Below are 22,062 nucleotides of genomic sequence, written 5' to 3'. Positions count from 1 at the left end.
CGGAGAATTAAGCACTGATTTCAAAATAGCAGTTCTTAGGTCAAATCCGGAAAGCTATAATTTAAAAGCGTAAAAAAACAGATTGTTTTAAAAGCGTAAAAAAACAGATTGTTCACTGCCAACTTTTTCCGCTAATGGAAGTTTGTTGGATGAGCAATCTGTTTTTGTATTGACTGAGAAATAGTCATTGGTTTTTCGTGCGCTTGCTTCGCCGCCAAGCAAAGTAAAAAGTAATTAGCATGTAGAAAAAGTCGACTGGAATCGTTTCTCTTAACGGTACACTGAGTAAAATCACTGAAACTAAGGTTAAGACCACGATGAAAATTAAGGAGCCTTCTGACCAGTCGAGTACCCATTTAGGCAATTCAATCACGTCCATTTCGTTTCATTCCAGCTTAACACATTTCGGTTATTAATTTTGACGAATGGCTGTTGGTTTAGTGGGTTCGACTTTAGTATGTGGCCGATCACGTAATGCCCGCAAAGCCCATAAAATGGAAACAGTGTCGACAACTTCTTGGAGCATAGCGCCGAAGAGTGCGGGAATGATACCGGTACTGGCAATCAACATTAAAATGGTACAAATAGCAATCCCAATCCAGACCGCCTGCTTGGCAACGGCCATCGTGTCTTTGGCGATTTGAATTGCAGTGACCACGCGACTGAGATCGTCTTTTAAAATGACCACATCGGCTGATTCACTTGCGGCAGTTGATCCGTGGGCACCCATGGCGATGCCTACATCCGCGACAGCCAGTGATGGCGCATCGTTGACGCCGTCGCCAACCATAATCACTGGCCGACCAGCTTCAGGAATTGCTTTTAAATTCTTAATCTTATCAGCTGGCAAAAGATCCGCTTGGACGGTGTCGATACCAACTTCTGCTGCAATTTTGTCAGCAATTGCCCGTTGATCGCCTGTCAGCATCATCACATTCTGAACGCCTTCAGCATGAAGGGCTTGCAAAGTTGACGCAGCTTCTGGGCGTACGTTATCAATAAAGGTAATGACGCCAGCGTACTGATCATCAATCGCCACATAGATCGCCGTTTGTGCCAATGGCGTCTGGGTCGTTTTAGGGTCAACAAAGTTCAATTTACCGACTTTGACCGAATGACCATCGACTTGCGCGGTGACGCCATTACCCGTGACTTCTTCTAAGTCATTGGCAGGACTTAAAGGGGTGTCGTTGGCAAATTTAACAATGGAACGTGCCAGAATGTGACTAGAGTTTTGCTCGGCACTAGCAGCTAAATGTAGAACTTGTTCGGCAGTAAAATCAGCCTGAGGCGTAATTTGATTGACGGTTAATTGACCACTAGTAATCGTCCCAGTTTTGTCAAAGGCCGCTGATTTTGCCGTGGAAAGCTTTTCCAACATGTCACCCGTCTTAACCACGATCCCATTGCGGCTTGTCCGACTCATGCCGGAAACTAGCGCAACTGGGGCGGCCAAAATTAAGGGACAAGGTGAAGCCACGACCAAGACTTCTGCGAACCGATGCGGATCACCACTTAGTGCCCAGGCCACGCCTGCAATCACGTAAGCTACTAAGGTGAATGGGACGGCATAACGATCGGCAAGGCGCACAAATTTTGCGGGACGCGCTTCTGATTCTTTGACTAATTTAACTAACTGTTGATATTGACTATCAGCCGCGACCTTATCAACGACCATGGTGACTGCGCTATCGCCATTGACGGCCCCAGACATCACGTCATCACCAACCACTTTTTCAACTGGTTTTGATTCGCCAGTTAGGGATGATTCATCGAAAAGGGCATTACCATCGATCAAATGACCATCGACTGGCACGAGCTCACCTGGTTTGACGACAAGCTGATCTGATACGATAGCCGATTCAACGGCAATATCTGTGAGCTGACGGTTGACGAGTCGGTGGGCTGTTCGTGGTGAATTATCCAATAAAGCTTTTAATTCAGTATTGGCGCGCTTAGCTGCGTAGTCTTCAAGTGAGTCACCGCCCGTCAGCATGATCAAAACAACTAACCCAGCCCAGTATTCACTTACAGCCAAGGTTGCAACGATGGCGGTAATGGCCAGTAGGTCAACCCCATATTTTCCTGAACGTAACGTTTTGACCATTTCGACGAGCATCGAAAGCGCCATAATTGACCCCATCAACGTGATAATAATTTGGGCGGCTAACTGCTGTTGGAACCCAAATTGTAAAATTAATGCCAAAATACCGACGCTAATGGTTAAAGTTAGTTTGTAATAATGTCGCATCTAAATCCCCTCCTCTTGAACTTTGTAACCGATTCCTTTATGATTAGCACAAGCGTAACACTAATTTGAAGTCATTTAAATAGATAAGAATGATTCTAAACAAAACATAATATTTTGCGGAAAATCCAATTAATTTTCTGAAAAAAGCACTAAAATAGCCGGCCAAAAGGGTGTTTAAGCTTATCATGATAGGCTTAAACGTCCCAAAGGGCGGTTATTTTACATATTTTCTAATGCTAGTATACTAAGATATGAATATCAGATATCAGAATAAATACTGAAATCAGCATTTGTATTAGCGGTGTCGCGCTGTACAGGTGGTAACTTGTTACCCTGTCGTGCGACCTTTTTGTGTATGATGGCGCCATTTAAACTTGCTAGGCGACTGCATGCAACTAACTTATCTGATAAATTCAAGGGGGTTATCCATTAGCAAGATATTGAATGTAACAATTTAGTCGTTACTTTAATCGTTACGTTGTGTGTTAGAGTGCGCGCGAAGGCGTTTCTACTATTATGGTCGAAACGTGTTCACTCAGGCAGCGGGTTCCGCTTGCTACGCTAGTCACAGAATGCCAAAAACGCATTATGTGATTAGCTAGGCAATGCTCACCAGCTCCCGCCTTCGTTCACACTCTGACTCAAGCTTATGGTAAATACCAACGTAGATTAGCCAATTAAAATTGTCAGTATGGCGTCCGTGGAATTCAACCAACGGAAAGAAGGAAATTCTGCTACTGATTTTGAGTTAGCACAAACCGAGTTCTGCAGACAATGCCGATTAAACCTTATTTAATAAGGGTACTGAGTGCTCCGGGGAACCAATCTCGGAGGGGTGTACCGATTGCTAGTCGGAAATTAACGCGTGGGGACTCCCAGTTAATGGGAGGAAGAACCACGAATATTTGATATAGAAAGTATATGTTCAGTAGCAGGTTTATTATTTTAAAAAGCAAGAATATTGATTGGTGGGTGTACTTACCAACTATTGGATTGTTTGCGGTCGCTTCAATTTTTCTATTAGTCGGTGGTAAATCCTTGGAGACTGGGTTGGATTCAATCCTAACTTGGTTAACCAGTAATATGAGCTGGCTGTACATGCTAGTTTATGTCATCAACTTTATCTTCTTCATTTACTTAGCTTTTAGTAAGCTCGGTAAAACCAAACTTGGCGGTCCCAAAGACAAACCGGAATTTTCAACATTCCATTGGGGCAGCATGGTTTATGCCACTGGGATCGATGCCAGCATCTTGATGTTGAGTATTGCTGATCCTTTGCGGTATTTACAAAGTCCGTCATTTGGCGTCAAACCATTTTCAACTTCCGCGTATAACTATGCGCACATGCTCGGTCAATTTAATTGGGGCCCAATGGCGTGGATGATGTTCGCACCAGCCACCATTGGGATTGCTTATGCAATGTATGTGAAGCATGTCAAAGTGCAACGGCTCAGTGCCGCCATTTCAGTCTTAGCAGGTCCGGGAACCCTCAAACGGTTAGCCCGCAACCTGATTGATTTCTTAGTTATTATCGGCATCATGGGTGGTGTCGGTACTTCTGTTGGGATGGAAATCCCAGTTATTTCGAAAGTTTTGAGTACCGTGACCGGGATCGCCGACACGATGACCTTGAAACTCGGATTATTTGCCATTTTATTCGTTATTTTTGCGATGGCCGTCTTCAATGGCCTCAAACGTGGGATTGGTCGTTTAAGCTCAGCTCATATTTGGTTGGCAATCGGGTTCTTGGTGGTCGTCTTATTAGTTGGCCCAACCACCTATATTTTAAATTCAGAAACGAATAGTATCGGTTTATTTATCAATAAATTTGTTAGCTTAAGTTTTAACTCGTCACCAAATGGCGCTATGACCGAAATGCAGAGTCAAACGATCTTCTACTGGGGCTGGTGGTTATCCTTTATGCCAGTTATGGGGTTATTTATTGCCCGAATTTCCCGTGGTCGGACGATTCGTCAGGTCTTAGGTGGCATGTTACTTTGGGGTTCACTGGGCTGTGTTAGTTTCTATGCCGTTTTAGGTGGGTACGCACTGTACTTACAAAAGATGGGTATTGTTAACTTGGTTCATATTTTAAACACCCAAGGTCAAGCCGCAGTTATCGCAGCGGTCTTAACAACGTTGCCACTTAAAATGATCATGTTGGCATTGTATTGTCTCTCATGCTTTATTTTCTTGGCAACGACGGTTTCATCATTCGCCTTTATTACGTCGTCATTTACCAGTAAACAACTGGCAGTTGGCCAACAACCAAGTCGGTTCAATCGTATGAGCTGGGTCGTTATCTTCCTCTTGTTCTCATTAGGACTAGTCACGGTCGGCGGCTTTAAGGCGATTCAGGCGATCTGTGCCATGTCTGGCTTCCCACTGATTGCGGTCTGCTTGATCTTGTTATACTCGATCTATCATGATTTGACGACAGATCCGGTCAAAGAAGCCGCTAAAGTGGCAGCAAAAGCCAAAGTTGCAGCGAAGCGCGAAGCCTTGGCACGAGATGTTGAAATCTCAACTAAGTCCGACTATGCCGGCGAACACCGGGTTAATCGTAAATCGGCTTCGGAGACAGATTAGGTTATTAAAAAATTAAATTAACGATGCGTGGGATAAAAAGTGTGCGCAAGCATGGCTTTTTGTGACACGTTTCGCTGGTAGTAGTTGTGAAAGAGAGTCTGATTTTCAGGCTCTTTTTCATTTACAACGCTAATTGGTCGTAAATTTACGCAATCTAAACAAGAACTTTACCTGACAACGCTATTAGCTTTACACGCGGTCATTATACTCATAGTTGTAATCGAAAAATATTGAGTAAGGTGGTCGGTGATGATGAAGCAAGGACGTAAACTGTTGACAGTTTTGGGGTTGGGACTAGTGATTAGTGGTTGGGGGACCCTAGTTCGGTGGCATCAACCGCATCCAGTTTCCTTTCGTTGACTCATCAGCGACAACGATGAACCGTCCAGTGCTGTTACATCGGCAACAACAAGCCGGTAGTTTCACTTTACCATCGACAGCACCAACGCCAGTTCCCGCGGAACCAATGCCGGTTAAAGCGCATTGGCAACCTAGCGTTCGGGTTGGTCGGTTTAAACCAGTACCGAATTCATAATCAAGGTCAGAAGAGTTTAGGGTTTGGGGAGTAGTGATTTGGAGGAGTTATCTCGCTTAGGTGGGTCTTGGCAATGGGGATTGTCGAGCTGAGTGTGATAATTAACAGGGCGTATGACAAAGTGCGGCTGGCTACCGAGCATAGCCACTTTTGTCACACGTGGCGGCTGTAACTATCAGGAATACCAAAATGAGTCTGGGAAGTTGAAGTGCAATAGAAAAGTTAGACAAATGGTAATTTAATTTATGCTGCTAAGGCTTGAGTCCTGTAACTTATAGGGCTTAAGCCTTTTGTCTTCATTGAAATTCGATCATGATTAAACCATTCAATATAAGCGTTTAGGATACCGCGTAATTCGGTAATATTCTTGATCTTGTATTGGTTCAAACACTCCCGCTTAAGTAGACTAAAGAAACTCTCTACGGGTGCGTTATCATGACAATTCCCTTTTCGGGACATGCTTTGAATAATGCCCATTTCTTTGAGCTTTGATTGATAACCAGGAATTTGATATTGCCATCCTTGGTCGGAATGGAGGATTGGGTGAAGATCATTTGGAATATGCTTTTGGGCTGTCCTTAAGGTCGCTTTGATTAGCTTCTTATTAGGTGAATAACTTGTCACTGCTGAGAGCACTTCCTTACTGGCTTCGTCAATAATGACTGAGATATAGCTCCATTTACCATTATATAGTGCCACTTGGGTTACATCAGTGTGCAAGACAGTTAAAGGCTTGGTGGCGTTGAACTTTTGTTTGAGCAAGTTCGGCGCAATCTTACCAACGGTCCCCTTATAGGAGCTATATTTGCCAGTATGTTTGGAGAATAAGGTCACTTTAAGATCCATATCGGTCATGATTTTTCGAATTGTTTCTTCGGAATACGTGAATCCAGCATCGATGGCCTCTTTATGCATACGTCGATAACCATAGCTGGCTCCAGAATTAACATATTCCTGTCGAATAAAATGTTTGACCTTAGCGTATTTATCAGGTTTGTGGTTACGCTTTAAACGGTCATAATAAGTCGCTCTAGGCAATTTAAGCTTGCGTAGTAGTTCCTTCAACGGATATCGCGACCGTAACTTAGAGACAATATTAGCTTTTACTTTGGTTGTTTCCTGGTTATGGTCGCTAGTGTTTTTAAAATGTCACGATCCAATTCAGCGTTGTGCAGTTGCCGCTTTAATTCAGTGATTTGTTGTTTGTATTTTTCCTCTTTAGTTGCGGTTAATCGTTTTGGGGAGCGGTTTTGATTCTTATGTTTACTCATGGTTGACCTTCTTCCACGAGGTTTAGGACGCAATCCAGCCACACCTTGTTCCTGGTAAATTTTCATCCAACTATTAGCCTGGCTACTGGAAATTCCAAAGTGAATTGCGGCTTGGTTACGACTGATCTCGTGAGTTTGAATATAGTCTACCACGCTTATCTTATAATCCTGTGAATACTTGTTACGATGATGACTTACTTTTAGTGAACTCATACCATGAACTTGAGCACGTTTTACCCATGAAGAAACAGTACTATGCCGGGCAATCTGATACTTTTGTTGTAATTCATTTAATCCAATCCCCCCATCCAAATATTCATGAACCACCTTAGCTTTAAATTTACTGCTATATTTAGTCATAATAAAAACCCCACAATCGTTAGACTCATCTGTCTAACAATTGTAGGGCACTTCAAGTTATCTCAGACTCATTTTTTGCAACTGGCGGTCGTATCGCGCAGGGCTTGAAAGGTTGTCGTAGCACGTGTCCTTTTGCTAAGTCACCTTACGAAAGGCCGCGCCAGCGCTAAATCAACAGAATTGGCTAACGGTAGTGGTCCCACCACTTAATTAACATTGTAATATAGCTAAGCTGGGCTTATGATGACTACAAACTGATTGCCACAGTTATGAGTGACTGTGGTGAATAACCACGTGGGTTAATAGAAGAGGGTGCCTTGAATGGAACGTACTGAAAAGATTGAGATTTTGCGTCAACTGGTTAAGATTCAGTCAGTCAATGGCAATGAACTACCGGTTGCTAAGTATTTGAAACAACTTTTTGATCAAGCGGGGATTAGCTGTCAGATCTTACCAGCTGGCAATAATCGTGCTAATCTTGTGGCTGAGATTGGGACGGGTAAGCCAGTATTGGCTATTTCTGGTCACATGGATACGGTGGCGGTCACTACGGCAGACTGGGACCAAGATCCCTTTACCCTGACGACAAAGGGTGACCAATTAATTGGTCGTGGCGCTTGTGATATGAAAGGCGGTCTGGCTGCTCTAGTTATTGCGATGATCGAGTTGAAAGCCAATAAAGTACCGTTAGTAGGGACGATTCGGCTATTAGCGACGTATGGCGAAGAGTTTGCTGAGCAAGGCGCGGCAGATTTGACCACCGCCGGCTACATGAAAGATGTGACTGCTTTAATGATTGCTGAACCATCGGCTTATCATGTTTGTTACGCCCAAGCAGGTTCGGTGGATATTACGCTCACTTCCAAAGGGAAAACGGCCCATAGCTCGATGCCACAAATGGGGAGCAATGCGGTTGCGCACCTGGTGAATGCCCTCTACCAGATCCAAACGAACGTGACTAAGTTAACGGCTGGGATTAAGAATGACACGTTGAATACTGAAACGCTTTTTAACATTGATGTGTTCCATGGTGGGAATCAAGTCAATACGATTCCGAATCTGGCTAAGGCTCAGATCAGTATGCGGACGATTCCAGAGATTAGTAATGACGCCTTGATTAACACTTTCAAGACTACGCTCGCGCAATATAATGCCGAAAACGATAGCGATATTAGGTTGCACGTTGAAATGTCGGTTCAACCGGTTGTTGGTGATCCTGAAGGCCGCATGTTACATCTTATCCAGAAAATGGGTCAACCCTATTTGGCAGCAACGAAGTTTACTCCTGCTGAAGAAAAAATCAATCAGATGGCGTTGGCCACGGTAGGGTTACCAGCTAATAGTCAGACGATTCCAGCATTGGGAGCTGCCGGTGGGACGGATGCCCGACAATTCTTAGTTGATCAGCCGTTGGGCGCTGATTACACGGTTTTCGGTCCCGGTAATTTTACGTCCCATCAAGCCAATGAGTCGCTTTCAGCGAAGATGTATCTTGATTTCATTAAACTCTATGAAGCCCTTTTCCCAGCCTACTTAAACGGTGAAGGTTAATAAAAAAAGTTATCGCACTCATTTTTTTGAGTTGCGATAACTTTTTTATTTTTCAGACTAGGCAATGGAATCTTACCCAGTTTATTTAACTTTTTTCTTGTTTGCTTTACGCTCACGGAGAGTACCTTTAAAAGCACTGATTTCGTCTGCGTGTTTGACTGTCCATTCTTTATAGTTGGAATGGGAGTCGGTGTCACTGATTTTAAGCCCGGTTTCTAACCAAAATAGGGCTTCGGTTAAGGAACCGAAATTATGGAACCAAAGCGTATGACCATTGTCAGAATCCATGGCAACGTAGGATTTATAATGGGGGGTTAAGAAAGTGTGTTTCACGATCTTGAACGCCGCCCGACGACGAGTTAATTTATAATCCGGTAAAATATAGCGTCCCGGATGGGCTAACCGCGGAATCGAATTCTTACGTTGTTCCTTATATTCCGTCAGCATTGCCTTGGCGCGGTCAGCGTTGATGAGTGTAATGTTGAATTTTGACATAGCAGGGCTCCCCTTGAACATGCAATTAAAATAATTATTAGACTTATTAGTTAAAATTGGTGCTTACAATATTAATGATAGCGCAATTTTACTAAAAATCGAAATATAAAAACTTGGAATTCCTGGGATTTTAGGCTTCTTACGTTAAACTTAAAGAAAATTCGCTGTGGGGATAATCACAAAAGGAGTCTGGATTTTTATCCAAGACTCCTTTTCATCACAGGCTAACTTTTAGAGACAGATTAAGGTAAATCGTTCCCAGCTGCGAAGTAAATGTCGTACCATTCTTGCCGAGTGAGATCGACTTCAGCACCGGCAGCATTTTCAGCAAGGTGTTCAGGATTCATGGTCCCCAAGATAACTTGGATCTTGGCTGGATGACGAAGAATCCAAGCAGTAGCGATGGCGCTCTTAGTCGTGTGTTTTTCATCAGCGATAGTTTGCATCGTTTCGTTTAATTTTGGAAACTTAGGATTGTCTAAGAAGATGCCGGCAAAATTACCGTATTGATAAGGTGACCAAGCTTGAATCGTCATTTGATGCAGCCGTGAGTATTCAATGATTTCGCCGTCATGGTTAATACTGCGATCATCTTGCATATTCGTGTGCAAGCCAAAGTCGATGGCACCAGTATGCATGACCCCAAACTGTAATTGGTTAATCATTAAACGTTGATTTAAGGCTGATTGTAATAGGTCAACTTGCATAGGATTGAAGTTAGAAACGCCAAAATGGCGGACCTTGCCACTGGTCTGTAATTCATTGAAGGTGTCGGCAACTTCGGCTGGGTCCATTAATGGATCGGGACGGTGTAGAAGGAAACTATCTAAATAGTCAACGCCTAGTCGATCAAGTTCACCATCAACGGCTTCAAGCAGGTGAGCTTTGGAAAAATCGTACCGTTTGCCAGGCACGATCCCACCCTTGGATTGAATAAAGAGTTGATCACGGCTTACAGATGACTGCTTCAAAGCTTTACCGAAGATGGCTGATGAATCGCCGCCACCATAAATGTCCGCCGAGTCGATATAGTTGATGCCGAGTTTAACGGCGGTTTCGATCACTTTGGTCGCTTGATCAACGTCCAAGCGATTCATGCGCATAATGCCTAAAGCGACCGCGGATGTTTGCATGCCGCTGTGACCTAAATTAATTGTTTTCAAGTAAAAGTTCCTCCTTAAAGTTTAATTCAAGTATACGGGTTAACCATAGGGATGTAAACGGTTGCCGGTCGGTGAGATAAGTCAACTTTCTTCTATATAAATAACAATCGTCGTTTTAAACAAAACGACAAAAAAATAGAACCCAAGGCTTCTCAACTTGAGTTCTACTTATGAGGAATAATCCATATTAGCAAGAAATACTTGTTCAGTGTTCTTAATACGTTACACCTTCATGCTTATTCAATTTTACGTGTGTCCAACTTCTAACGGACTAACCCGTATTTTTTGTTACTATCTGCTTTAGTCGATCAAAAGTACCTAGATACTTGATTCATGACTCGTCAAACGGGTTTTAACGAAAGCCGAACTCGCGTTTAAAACTTAGGAATGTCTTCGTAACAGACATGCACCTCCGTTTAAACTTTTTAAAACCTGAAGCCTACAATGGAACTGTACTAGTGGAACTTTAAACTTGGCATCGGCGACACCCTGTTTCCAATCTAAAGATCAAAACTTGATAGTCTAGATAACACCAATTAATTCTGTTGCGGTTATCGTTTATTCAAGGGTTAGCGTTCAGCCATCCAACGACAATCTCACGACACTCGTTAGACCGATAACGTTGTGCAACGCCCGAAATGGTTTCGATAACGACCAGAGCTTTGTTACTAGTTGTCTAACATGACAGCGACAACCAAATCTCTTTGAGAAGCTTGCTAATGAGGATTAATTCCTTTCCTCACCTAGTATACTAACAGCTTGTGTAAGCGATTGCAACACTAAAGCTTCAAAAGTTTAAAAAGTTATTGCCGTTGCTTTTATCCGGATTTTCGTTATGATAAAAGGGTACAACAGTCTGCAAGCCGCATGGGTTTGAGTGACGGCAATGACGAAAGGTAGGCCCATAACACGTGATTAAAAAAATAGCAGAATACATTGACAGTTGCATTGATGCGGGTGATATCTATGGGGCGTCGTTCAGTGTGATTACGCCAAAAGGGATTAATCAATATTATCATGGCAAACAAGGTAAAGATGAGTTTGCAATCGGGTTAGATCCCTCGATGATTTATGATTTAGCATCAGTGACGAAAGTCGTGGGAACGACCACGCGCGTCTTTCAATTATTATCCGACCATACGATTCGGTTAGATGACCCAGTAGCACGGTTTTTACCGGGTTTTGCGCATAAAGAAATAACTATCCAGCAACTTTTACTTCATAATAGTGGGTTGCCAGCGGACATTGAAAACCTGAACACGATGAATCGAGAAGATTTGATTGCGGCAGTTTATAATGCCAAGTTACTCAATCGGCCCGGTGAAAAGTATGTTTATTCCGATGTGGGGTACATTATTCTGGGTTGGATTATTCGGGCAGTTGATGGTGCTTTGGCCCGCAGTATTCAGGATCATGTGCTTTATCCACTAGCGATGACAAATACTGGCTATAACTTGAATCGGCCTAAGGTTCGGTTTGTCCCCACGGAGTTTGATCCACGCCGCGGTCAGATTCAAGGCCAAGTTCATGATTACAAGGCATTCTTATTAAACGGAGAAAGTGGACATGCGGGTTTATTTTCGACATTGACGGATTTAACCGTTTATATTGAAATGATGCTCAACTTTGGGGAGTACCAAGGCAAGCGTGTGTTGGATGAAAATGTGTTCGATTGGTTAGGCGAGTATGATGCGGAAGGTCGGACCCTTGGTTGGGAACGGTATAATGGTCGGCATCAATATTTGCATACTGGTTATACTGGAACGGCAGTGGCTTTTGACTTGGATCGGCAAGTCGGTTTGGTCCTGTTAACTAATCGCGTTTATCCAACTAGTGAGAATCGTGTTTGGAATCGTGATCGGCAACACGTCTTTGATCTTTTCTTTAATGATTAAGCTGATAGCTCCTTAGTAGCGGATGTGATGACTAATTAAAATAACGAGCCCAGGCCTTTGCCTTGGACTCGTTATTTTTGTAACCAGCGAAAGCCGGGTAACCGACTGATGAATTGGTAGACGCCGAACCCCAAAACAACGCCTGCCCAGTTTGTCAGGACGTCATCGATGTCAATCCAGCGGTCAATATGGACGAGCCAATCTAGAATGAATTGGCCAGTCTCAAGTGTGAGCCCAGTAATGAGGCCTAACAAAATGAGACGTCGCCAATGGATCTTCGGCCAATTCCAACCGATTAGGAAACCGAGTGGCATGGTTAATAGAACGTTTAACCAAAATCCTAAGTCTAATTGGCGTATTGGGTTATAAATAATCTTTGCGGGTCCCCATTCGATATAGGGGAGTTGAACGCCGCTACTAAAATTGTAACTTGTTGGTGTATAACAGAATGCCGCGAGCACCCAAAGAAATGCCAAGAGGATGACACGTTTGAAAAATTGGGACTTTGTTGGCGCTGAATGCCAAAGCCGACCACTAATGATCAAGACGATAAGTGTTATCAAAATAAAAGGACACCAGGCTAGCATGACTAATTGTCTCCTTTCGGACGGATAATATGGCCTATTATAGAGAAATTCGGGTCAATTTGGCAAATTATGAAAAAAGATGTCAAAAACCGTTGACACTTTCATTTCAAATTGGTATATTAGTACACGTTGCTGCTACGGCAGGTCAGCCCAGTGCTGATGAAACCAAAAATATTATTGAAATTAGTTGTTGACAACTTCTTCAGTAATTGATATGATAGTTTCTGTTGTCGCAACGGCAACGATAGTTGAAAAAGCCAATTAAATTCTTTGAAAAAAGTATTTGACAGTAAGCGCTTCAGATGCTATGATGATTAAGTTGCGTTGAGGTAATCAACCAACAAATTAGACCTTTGAAAACTGAACAAAGTTTCGACAAATCAAATGTGTAGGGTCTAGCAATCCTTGTGATTGTTAGCAAAACATTTGCGAAGTCAATTCGTGAAAACAATTAATAAATTTGAACCAACTTTTTAAATGAGCTTTTTTAGAACTCATCATTAATTTGAGAGTTTGATCCTGGCTCAGGACGAACGCTGGCGGCGTGCCTAATACATGCAAGTCGAACGAACTCTGGTAATGATTGGTACTTGTATCATGATTTACATTTGAGTGAGTGGCGAACTGGTGAGTAACACGTGGGAAACCTGCCCAGAAGTGGGGGATAACACCTGGAAACAGATGCTAATACCGCATAACAACTCGGACCGCATGGTCTGAGTTTGAAAGATGGCTTCGGCTATCACTTTTGGATGGTCCCGCGGCGTATTAGCTAGATGGTGGGGTAACGGCTCACCATGGCAATGATACGTAGCCGACCTGAGAGGGTAATCGGCCACATTGGGACTGAGACACGGCCCAAACTCCTACGGGAGGCAGCAGTAGGGAATCTTCCACAATGGACGAAAGTCTGATGGAGCAACGCCGCGTGAGTGAAGAAGGGTTTCGGCTCGTAAAACTCTGTTGTTAAAGAAGAACATATCTGAGAGTAACTGTTCAGGTATTGACGGTATTTAACCAGAAAGCCACGGCTAACTACGTGCCAGCAGCCGCGGTAATACGTAGGTGGCAAGCGTTGTCCGGATTTATTGGGCGTAAAGCGAGCGCAGGCGGTTTTTTAAGTCTGATGTGAAAGCCTTCGGCTTAACCGAAGAAGTGCATCGGAAACTGGGAAACTTGAGTGCAGAAGAGGACAGTGGAACTCCATGTGTAGCGGTGAAATGCGTAGATATATGGAAGAACACCAGTGGCGAAGGCGGCTGTCTGGTCTGTAACTGACGCTGAGGCTCGAAAGTATGGGTAGCAAACAGGATTAGATACCCTGGTAGTCCATACCGTAAACGATGAATGCTAAGTGTTGGAGGGTTTCCGCCCTTCAGTGCTGCAGCTAACGCATTAAGCATTCCGCCTGGGGAGTACGGCCGCAAGGCTGAAACTCAAAGGAATTGACGGGGGCCCGCACAAGCGGTGGAGCATGTGGTTTAATTCGAAGCTACGCGAAGAACCTTACCAGGTCTTGACATACTATGCAAATCTAAGAGATTAGACGTTCCCTTCGGGGACATGGATACAGGTGGTGCATGGTTGTCGTCAGCTCGTGTCGTGAGATGTTGGGTTAAGTCCCGCAACGAGCGCAACCCTTATTATCAGTTGCCAGCATTAAGTTGGGCACTCTGGTGAGACTGCCGGTGACAAACCGGAGGAAGGTGGGGATGACGTCAAATCATCATGCCCCTTATGACCTGGGCTACACACGTGCTACAATGGATGGTACAACGAGTTGCGAACTCGCGAGAGTAAGCTAATCTCTTAAAGCCATTCTCAGTTCGGATTGTAGGCTGCAACTCGCCTACATGAAGTCGGAATCGCTAGTAATCGCGGATCAGCATGCCGCGGTGAATACGTTCCCGGGCCTTGTACACACCGCCCGTCACACCATGAGAGTTTGTAACACCCAAAGTCGGTGGGGTAACCTTCGGGAGCCAACCGCCTAAGGTGGGACAGATGATTAGGGTGAAGTCGTAACAAGGTAGCCGTAGGAGAACCTGCGGCTGGATCACCTCCTTTCTAAGGAATATTACGGAAACCTTACACATGATTGTTGAAACTTTGTTTAGTTTTGAGAGGTCTAACTCTCAAACTTGTTCTTTGAAAACTAGATAATATCAAATATATTTTTTCATAATGAAACCGAGAACACCGCGTTTTTTGAGTTTTTTAAAAGAAGTTTAATCGCTAAACTCAATTAATCGTATTTTCCTTTGGAAAATAAGGTTAAGTTAACAAGGGCGCATGGTGAATGCCTTGGCACTAGGAGCCGATGAAGGACGGGACTAACACCGATATGCTTCGGGGAGCTGTACGTAAGCTATGATCCGGAGATTTCCGAATGGGGCAACCCAGCAGTTTTAATCAACTGTTACCGCTAGATGAATTCATAATCTAGTCGGAGGTAAACGCTGTGAACTGAAACATCTCATTAGCAGCAGGAAAATAAAGAAATTTCGATTCCCTAAGTAGCGGCGAGCGAACGGGGAACAGCCCAAACCAGAGAGCTTGCTCTTTGGGGTTGTAGGACTGAACATTTGAGTTACCAAAAAGTTTGATAGTCGAAGGATTTGGGAAAATCCGCCATAGATGGTGATAGCCCAGTAGATTAAATCAAGCTTTCTCAGTTCAGTATCCTGAGTACGGCGGAACACGTGAAATTCCGTCGGAATCTGGGAGGACCATCTCCCAAGGCTAAATACTACCTAGTGACCGATAGTGAACCAGTACCGTGAGGGAAAGGTGAAAAGCACCCCGGAAGGGGAGTGAAATAGTTCCTGAAACCATGTGCCTACAATAAGTCAGAGCGCGTTAATGCGTGATGGCGTGCCTTTTGTAGAATGAACCGGCGAGTTACGATCCCGTGCAAGGTTAAGACTGAAAAGTCGGAGCCGTAGCGAAAGCGAGTCTGAAATGGGCGTTTTTAGTACGAGGTTGTAGACCCGAAACCAGGTGACCTATCCATGTCCAGGTTGAAGGTGCGGTAAAACGCACTGGAGGACCGAACCCGTGTAAGTTGAAAATTGCTGGGATGAGGTGTGGATAGCGGTGAAATTCCAAACGAACTTGGAGATAGCTGGTTCTCTCCGAAATAGCTTTAGGGCTAGCCTCGGATTAAGGATCATGGAGGTAGAGCACTATTTGGACTAGGGGCCCGTCTTGGGTTACTGAATTCAGATAAACTCCGAATGCCATTGATTCATATCCGGGAGTCAGACGATGAGTGATAAGATCCACCGTCGAAAGGGGAACAGCCCAGATCACCAGTTAAGGTCCCTAAATGTATACTAAGTGGAAAAGGATGTGGAGTTGCATAGACAACTAGGATGTTGGCTCAGAAGCAGCCACCATTTAAAGAGTGCGTAATAGCTCACTAGTCGAGTGATCCTGCGCCGAAAATGTACCGGGGCTAAGTATACTACCGAAACTGTGGATGTGACCATTAGGTCACGTGATAGGAGAGCGTTCTAAGGGCGGTGAAGCAAGACTGTAAGGACTTGTGGAGCGCTTAGAAGTGAGAATGCCGGTATGAGTAGCGAAAGATGGGTGAGAATCCCATCCACCGAATGACTAAGGTTTCCTGGGGAAGGCTCGTCCTCCCAGGGTTAGTCGGGACCTAAGTCGAGGCCGAGAGGCGTAGACGATGGATAACAGGTTGATATTCCTGTACTAGTTAAATGCGTTTGAACGATGGAGGGACGCAGTAGGCTAAGATGTGCATTCTGTTGGATTAGAATGTCCAAACAATAAGTCTTGTGAAGAGTCAAATGCTTTTCACTTTAAGGACAAGTTGCGATGGGGAGCGAAATTTAGTAGCGAAGCGTCTGATGTCACACTGCCGAGAAAAGCTTCTAGTGAGTATTTAACTACCCGTACCGCAAACCAACACAGGTAGTCGAGGAGAGAATCCTAAGGTGAGCGAGTGAACTCTCGTTAAGGAACTCGGCAAAATGACCCCGTAACTTCGGGAGAAGGGGTGCTGATCGAAAGATCAGCCGCAGTGAATAGGCCCAGGCGACTGTTTATCAAAAACACAGGTCTCTGCAAAATCGTAAGATGACGTATAGGGGCTGACGCCTGCCCGGTGCTGGAAGGTTAAAAGGATGGGTTAGCTTCGGCGAAGCTCAGAATTGAAGCCCCAGTAAACGGCGGCCGTAACTATAACGGTCCTAAGGTAGCGAAATTCCTTGTCGGGTAAGTTCCGACCCGCACGAAAGGCGTAACGATCTGGGCACTGTCTCAACGAGAGACTCGGTGAAATTATATTGTCCGTGAAGATGCGGACTACCCGCGACAGGACGGAAAGACCCCATGGAGCTTTACTGTAGCTTGATATTGAGTGTTTGTACAGCTTGTACAGGATAGGTAGGAGCCATAGAAACCGGAACGCTAGTTTCGGTGGAGGCGTTGGTGGGATACTACCCTCGCTGTATGACCACTCTAACCCGCGCCACTAATCGTGGCGGGAGACAGTGTCAGGTGGGCAGTTTGACTGGGGCGGTCGCCTCCTAAAAAGTAACGGAGGCGCCCAAAGGTTCCCTCAGAATGGTTGGAAATCATTCGCAGAGTGTAAAGGCACAAGGGAGCTTGACTGCGAGACAGACAGGTCGAGCAGGGACGAAAGTCGGGCTTAGTGATCCGGTGGTACCGTATGGAAGGGCCATCGCTCAACGGATAAAAGCTACCCTGGGGATAACAGGCTTATCTCCCCCAAGAGTCCACATCGACGGGGAGGTTTGGCACCTCGATGTCGGCTCATCGCATCCTGGGGCTGTAGTCGGTCCCAAGGGTTGGGCTGTTCGCCCATTAAAGCGGTACGCGAGCTGGGTTCAGAACGTCGTGAGACAGTTCGGTCCCTATCCGTCGCGGGCGTAGGAAATTTGAGAGGAGCTGTCCTTAGTACGAGAGGACCGGGATGGACATACCTCTGGTGTACCAGTTGTGCCGCCAGGCGCATCGCTGGGTAGCTACGTATGGATCTGATAAACGCTGAAAGCATCTAAGTGTGAAACAGACCTCGAGATGAGATTTCCCATTCCTATATGGAAGTAAGACCCCTGAAAGATGATCAGGTAGATAGGTTAGAAGTGGCAGCACGGTGACGTGTGAAGCGGACTAATACTAATCGGTCGAGGACTTAACCAAGCAATTGGTGTTCAGGTTCATAGGAGAAATTATTTGATATTAGCTAGTTTTGAGGGCACAAGTTCTCAATAGTGTGGCGACGATGGCAAGAAGGATACACCTGTTCCCATGTCGAACACAGAAGTTAAGCTTCTTAGCGCCGAGAGTAGTTGGGGGATCGCTCCCTGCGAGGGTAGGACGTTGCCATGCAAACGAAGGAATCGATTATATCGGTTCCTTTTTTCGTGCACCCAAAAATATTAATTTGATTGTTGACTAGCGCAACTACTACAAAAACTTGAAAATTAGAGACCAATAATTGTTATTCACATCATTAAGTGCTATGTTATTAGCATATTTTATGAAGTGGAGTGATAGTAATGGCTGAAATTAATGTGGGGGATCGGGTCAAGTGCCAAAAAAATGGTAATACCGATCATGATTTTTATGCTAAGGTCGAAAAGATTTACGAAAACTCCGCGTATGTCACAATTACCCATTATGATTCTCGGGATGACATTAACGTAGTTGAACTTCAATATCGGGCCGTGATTTCATTGAAGAAGATGACGCTTGCCCAACCTAGTGACGGCGAAAAAGAACAGATGCAGGCGGTTAGTGCTGCCATGCTCGCCGACTAGTGCGGTATCGTTCCAGTATCAGTCCAGACCACCCGGAGCGGTAAGTTGAGCCGACACTTATAGATATGAGTCTGGGACAAAACCCCAGACTCTTGTTGGTATTCCTAATATTTATAGCCGAAACGTGGAACAAAAGGCTGCGACCTCCGCTTAGCTACGAAAGTCAAACGATTGAAAATGCCAATCATTCGACTTTCTAGGCTATGCTCGGTAGCAAACCGCCTTTTGTCCCACTCTCAAGTTGAGTCAGACGCGTGACTGATGGTGGGCCATTGAAATAATTTAGTTTGAAAAGTAAGTAAAGGCCACTGGCAATTTGTCAGTGGCCTTTTTGCGTTCCTAACCGTGCATCGCCTGTACATGGAAGCGGAAAATGGGTACAATAGGAATCGTTAGTTAATAACAGTTCTAAAGTGAGAGAGGAGCATTTACATGGACAAGGCAAAGACGACGTTGACTTTGGCAGGTCGGCGGCGGTTCTGGTTCATTTTTACTTTATTAACGGGGACTTGGACGATGTCGATCAGTCAATCGTCATTATCGACGGTTTACCCAACCTTTATGCATGATTTTGGGATTTCAGCATCGACGGTTCAATGGCTCACGACAGGCTTTATGTTAACGATGGTCGTGATGATGCCAATTAGCCCCTGGTTGCTTAACAATATTGGTTTCAAGAAATTATTCCTGACCGTTTTGGTCCTATTTGATCTTGGTTCCATCATTATCTATTTCGCTCCAAGCTTTGCGGTCATGATGGTTGGTCGGTTGATCAAGGCTGCTGCAGTGGGCGTGTTATTCCCGTCTTACCAATCTATCCTTCTGACCATTACCCCAGAATCTAAACGTGGCTCGACGATGGGTATCGCTGGCCTGGTGATGGGGTCAGCGTTAGCTTCTGGCCCGATTATTTCTGGGGTCGTATTGAAGTTTACGGATTGGCATGGCCTGTTCTTAGTCTTCATTACGGTTGCGACTATTTTAATCTTACTAAGCTTTGTCACGATTCAAGATGTGATGGTCAGCAAGCCATCTAAATTAGATTTAATTTCAATTGTGATGCTACTAGGGTTTGCCGGTATTCTGTATGTAGTGAATGAAATTGGCAAGCCGAATGTTAATTGGACCTTGGGCTGGATCTTATTGATTGTCTCAATTATTGCGGTGGCCTATTTCACTTATCGACAATTCCACCTCACCACGCCACTGCTTGAATTGAGAGTGCTAAAAACCTTTAATTATGACTTGGCAATCTTCTTGACCGCGATTTCTTATGTCGCCTTGATTGTGGTTACCATTGTCTTCCCACTCTATTACCAAGGGGTACTGAAGGTCTCGCCATTTATTTCTGGTTTATCTTTAGTTCCAGGGGCGGTTTTCTTAAGTATTCTGAATCCGCTAACTGGGAAGCTAGCCGAAAAATTTGGTTATAAACAGATCATGCTGTTTGGGATGGCGATGATTGTCATTGGCTGGCTCATCCTGGCTTTGATTCCTACCAAATTAACACTACTGACCATGATTTTAATTGCAGCGTTAATTGAAGGTGGCAATGCATTTGTCATGATGCCAGCGGTGACCTTAGGCGCTAACTCGTTACCTAATCGCTTGATCTCCCATGGAACCGCGGTAATTACCACGGTTCGGCAGATCTTAGGGTCAGCTGGCGTTGCGATTGCGACCTTGATTTTGTCAAATGTGACCGCTGCTCAGCTCAAATCAGGAGTACCGACGCTGACTGCTAACTTGCAAGGGTATCATGCCGTGTTTCTAACGATGCTCGGTGTTGAAATTGTTGGCTTTATCTTAGCGTTACTATTACGCGATGAACGGCAAAAAGGGTAAATAAAAACTGCAACGTCATCATTTGGCGTTGCAGTTTTTTATTAGTGACTTTGAGCTTGGATTTTAGCGAGTTGTTGATATTGTGATAGCATCCAGCTCTCATAAGTCTGCCCGGCAGGTAATGTTTCGGTGACTTTGAGTACGGGGACATTGTTTTGATGAGATAGCTTGACCATGTTATCCACAATATTGCTGGCTGACTGGATGTTTTCCACAAAGAAGGCAATCTGATGTTTCTTGATGGCCGTTTGCATCTGCTTAATGTCTTTCGGCGAAGGGTCAGAACCTTCCTCAATGGCCATCGCAAAGTGACTATTGCTAACTTTGTAGCCAATAGCCGCTAGAGAGTAGTCAAAGACTGGCTCACTGACTGCAACCTTTTGGCCATGGGCCTGCTGTTTCAATTTGGTGATCTCAGTGGTTAATGGTTGCAAGCTGGCCTGATATTGATGCGCTTGTTTGAGAAAGTACTGTTTGTGTTCCGGCTGAATTTTAGCCAATTCTAAGGCAATCTGATGGGCTAGTTTTGGCATCGTTGTTGGATCATACCAGACGTGCTCGTTAGCACCATCTTTTTGACCCGCAATCGTGGTACCAACCTGAATCACTTTGGCGTTATCAGCCTTATTCACGATTAGCTTACTCATCCAATCGTCGTACCCAAGCCCATTATAAATGATGAGACTGGCACGACTAGCCACCTTAGCCGTTTTGACAGTGGCTTCAAAATCATGAGGGTCGATGCCTGGTCGATTGATGACTGAGGTGACCTCACCATACTTGCCAGCAACCTTTTGGGCGGCTTGACCATAGAAATCCAAACTGGCAATAATACGAATTTTACCGGTACTAGTCGGAGTTGCTTTGGTCGCAGTTTGACAACCGGCTAGGAGGCTGCTCAAACCAAGCAGGACGATTAAACTTAATAGTATTTTTTTCAAGGGAACTCTAACGCTCCGTTTCTTATTTAAATAGTAATGGTTACTGTTAAACTTTAACGAACAATTGAATTCAAGTCAAGGTGCTAAGGAAAGTTTAATTTTGGTCGAAATTAGCGCAACTTGGGCCATAACCTGCTAAAATAGCCTTACGACTAAAGAGGGGGAAAGACCGAATGATTTTTACCATTGTCATTTTATTATTATTGTTGACCGCAATCATGCGCGGGTTTCACCGTGGCTTAGTGATTGAAATCCTGCACCTGGTAGGGACCATTGCCGTTTTGATCTTTGCCCGGCTAGTATACCAACCATTCGGCTCGATGCTGAGTACTTTATTGAGCCAGCTAAAGTTGATCGATGTTAGTACGGGGAGCACGCTGGTGATCAACCTCGTGGCTTTCTTTATCTTAACATCGCTTGGTTGGGCAGTGGTCCGGATGCTGGCGCGTTTGTCGCGGAGCATTACATGGCTACCTGTGATCAAGCAAGTCAATAGTGTGGCTGGTGGCGCCGTTTCATTTATCATAGCCTATTTGGTGATTTTTGTGGTGTTATCACTCGCCAATCTAGTTAATACTGATTTTATCCAAACACAGATGAGCAGCTCGCCAGTAGCCACTTTTATCGTTAATAAAACCCCTGGCTTAACCAGTCAGTCTTTGAGCAAGATTTTTAAATTTGAAACGAGTACGCAAAATTCATAAGAACAAGTCAAGTCTGGGCCGCAACGCTTAGGCTTTTTTTGTAGCCTGAACTAATGACAAAC

At 44.5% G+C, this 22,062-nt stretch carries 15 protein-coding genes and 3 rRNA genes; 10 read left to right on the top strand and 8 right to left on the bottom strand.

Annotated features, from left to right (window positions below):
* Positions 1 to 184 precede the first annotated feature (184 nt).
* Together RA086_RS12930 and RA086_RS12925 are read right to left on the bottom strand one after the other, a co-directional pair.
* Positions 185 to 379, bottom strand: a complete 195-nt coding sequence (locus RA086_RS12930; protein WP_308704187.1) for a hypothetical protein — start codon at positions 377 to 379, stop codon at positions 185 to 187.
* A gap of 33 nt (positions 380 to 412) precedes the next feature.
* Positions 413 to 2,251: a heavy metal translocating P-type ATPase gene (locus RA086_RS12925; RefSeq protein WP_308704186.1), complete on the bottom strand. Its 1,839-nt coding sequence runs from the start codon at positions 2,249 to 2,251 to the stop codon at positions 413 to 415.
* Between the two features lie 921 nt (positions 2,252 to 3,172).
* Here RA086_RS12925 and RA086_RS12920 point away from each other — a divergent pair.
* Both RA086_RS12920 and RA086_RS12915 read left to right on the top strand, forming a co-directional pair.
* Positions 3,173 to 4,840: a BCCT family transporter gene (locus RA086_RS12920; protein ID WP_308704185.1), complete on the top strand. Its 1,668-nt coding sequence runs from the start codon at positions 3,173 to 3,175 to the stop codon at positions 4,838 to 4,840.
* 376 nt (positions 4,841 to 5,216) lie between these two features.
* Positions 5,217 to 5,375 carry a hypothetical protein gene (locus tag RA086_RS12915; protein WP_308704184.1) on the top strand — a complete coding sequence of 53 codons (159 nt, stop codon included), beginning with the start codon at positions 5,217 to 5,219 and terminating at the stop codon, positions 5,373 to 5,375.
* Between the two features lie 243 nt (positions 5,376 to 5,618).
* Here RA086_RS12915 and RA086_RS12910 read toward each other — a convergent pair whose 3' ends face one another.
* Positions 5,619 to 6,440 carry an IS3 family transposase gene (locus RA086_RS12910; RefSeq protein WP_308702431.1) on the bottom strand — a complete coding sequence of 274 codons (822 nt, stop codon included), beginning with the start codon at positions 6,438 to 6,440 and terminating at the stop codon, positions 5,619 to 5,621.
* Between the two features lie 38 nt (positions 6,441 to 6,478).
* The gene (locus tag RA086_RS12905) at positions 6,479 to 7,006 is read right to left on the bottom strand and encodes a helix-turn-helix domain-containing protein (RefSeq protein ID WP_308702430.1); all 528 of its coding nucleotides are present in this window, start codon (positions 7,004 to 7,006) and stop codon (positions 6,479 to 6,481) included.
* 321 nt (positions 7,007 to 7,327) lie between these two features.
* On the opposite strand from RA086_RS12905, the gene RA086_RS12900 reads away from it, so the two are divergent.
* Complete coding sequence (locus tag RA086_RS12900) at positions 7,328 to 8,557, top strand: ArgE/DapE family deacylase (protein WP_308704183.1); 1,230 nt, start codon at positions 7,328 to 7,330, stop codon at positions 8,555 to 8,557.
* Positions 8,558 to 8,638: 81 nt separating this feature from the next.
* On the opposite strand, the gene RA086_RS12895 is transcribed toward RA086_RS12900, so the two are convergent.
* Together RA086_RS12895 and RA086_RS12890 are read right to left on the bottom strand one after the other, a co-directional pair.
* Positions 8,639 to 9,052 (bottom strand): hypothetical protein, encoded by a 414-nt coding sequence (locus RA086_RS12895; protein ID WP_308704182.1) that lies wholly within the window; start codon positions 9,050 to 9,052, stop codon positions 8,639 to 8,641.
* 242 nt (positions 9,053 to 9,294) lie between these two features.
* On the bottom strand, positions 9,295 to 10,215 hold the full coding sequence (locus RA086_RS12890; RefSeq protein ID WP_308704181.1) for an aldo/keto reductase: 921 nt from the start codon (positions 10,213 to 10,215) through the stop codon (positions 9,295 to 9,297).
* A gap of 911 nt (positions 10,216 to 11,126) precedes the next feature.
* On the opposite strand from RA086_RS12890, the gene RA086_RS12885 reads away from it, so the two are divergent.
* Entirely contained in the window at positions 11,127 to 12,110 is a 984-nt protein-coding gene (locus tag RA086_RS12885; RefSeq protein WP_308704180.1) for a serine hydrolase domain-containing protein, read from the top strand.
* 71 nt (positions 12,111 to 12,181) lie between these two features.
* Here RA086_RS12885 and RA086_RS12880 read toward each other — a convergent pair whose 3' ends face one another.
* Positions 12,182 to 12,673, bottom strand: a complete 492-nt coding sequence (locus RA086_RS12880) for a VanZ family protein (RefSeq protein WP_308704179.1) — start codon at positions 12,671 to 12,673, stop codon at positions 12,182 to 12,184.
* A gap of 525 nt (positions 12,674 to 13,198) precedes the next feature.
* On the opposite strand from RA086_RS12880, the gene RA086_RS12875 reads away from it, so the two are divergent.
* The 5 genes from RA086_RS12875 (at position 13,199) to RA086_RS12855 (ending at position 20,355) form a co-directional block, all read left to right on the top strand.
* Positions 13,199 to 14,764, top strand: a 16S ribosomal RNA gene (locus RA086_RS12875).
* A 205-nt stretch (positions 14,765 to 14,969) separates the two neighbouring features.
* Positions 14,970 to 17,890 (top strand): 23S ribosomal RNA (locus RA086_RS12870).
* A 72-nt stretch (positions 17,891 to 17,962) separates the two neighbouring features.
* Positions 17,963 to 18,079 (top strand): 5S ribosomal RNA (gene rrf / locus RA086_RS12865).
* Together the 16S, 23S and 5S rRNA genes form the textbook arrangement of a ribosomal RNA operon.
* A 170-nt stretch (positions 18,080 to 18,249) precedes the next feature.
* Positions 18,250 to 18,510, top strand: coding sequence for a DUF2187 domain-containing protein (locus RA086_RS12860; RefSeq protein ID WP_308704178.1), 261 nt, complete (start codon positions 18,250 to 18,252; stop codon positions 18,508 to 18,510).
* A gap of 432 nt (positions 18,511 to 18,942) precedes the next feature.
* Positions 18,943 to 20,355, top strand: a complete 1,413-nt coding sequence (locus RA086_RS12855) for an MFS transporter (protein ID WP_308704177.1) — start codon at positions 18,943 to 18,945, stop codon at positions 20,353 to 20,355.
* Positions 20,356 to 20,396: 41 nt separating this feature from the next.
* Here the strand turns inward: RA086_RS12855 and RA086_RS12850 are convergent, their stop codons facing one another.
* Positions 20,397 to 21,296 (bottom strand): metal ABC transporter solute-binding protein, Zn/Mn family, encoded by a 900-nt coding sequence (locus RA086_RS12850; RefSeq protein WP_308704176.1) that lies wholly within the window; start codon positions 21,294 to 21,296, stop codon positions 20,397 to 20,399.
* Positions 21,297 to 21,469: 173 nt separating this feature from the next.
* Here RA086_RS12850 and RA086_RS12845 point away from each other — a divergent pair, with 173 nt between their 5' ends.
* Entirely contained in the window at positions 21,470 to 22,000 is a 531-nt protein-coding gene (locus RA086_RS12845) for a CvpA family protein (RefSeq protein ID WP_308704175.1), read from the top strand.
* The last annotated feature ends 62 nt before the right edge of the window (positions 22,001 to 22,062 follow it).

It is taken from the genome of Lactiplantibacillus brownii (assembly GCF_031085375.1).
GTDB classification, from domain to species: Bacteria; Bacillota; Bacilli; order Lactobacillales; family Lactobacillaceae; genus Lactiplantibacillus; species Lactiplantibacillus brownii.
The sequence above is the reverse complement of the archived record's forward strand: the minus strand, read 5'-3'. Positions and strand labels throughout refer to the sequence as shown.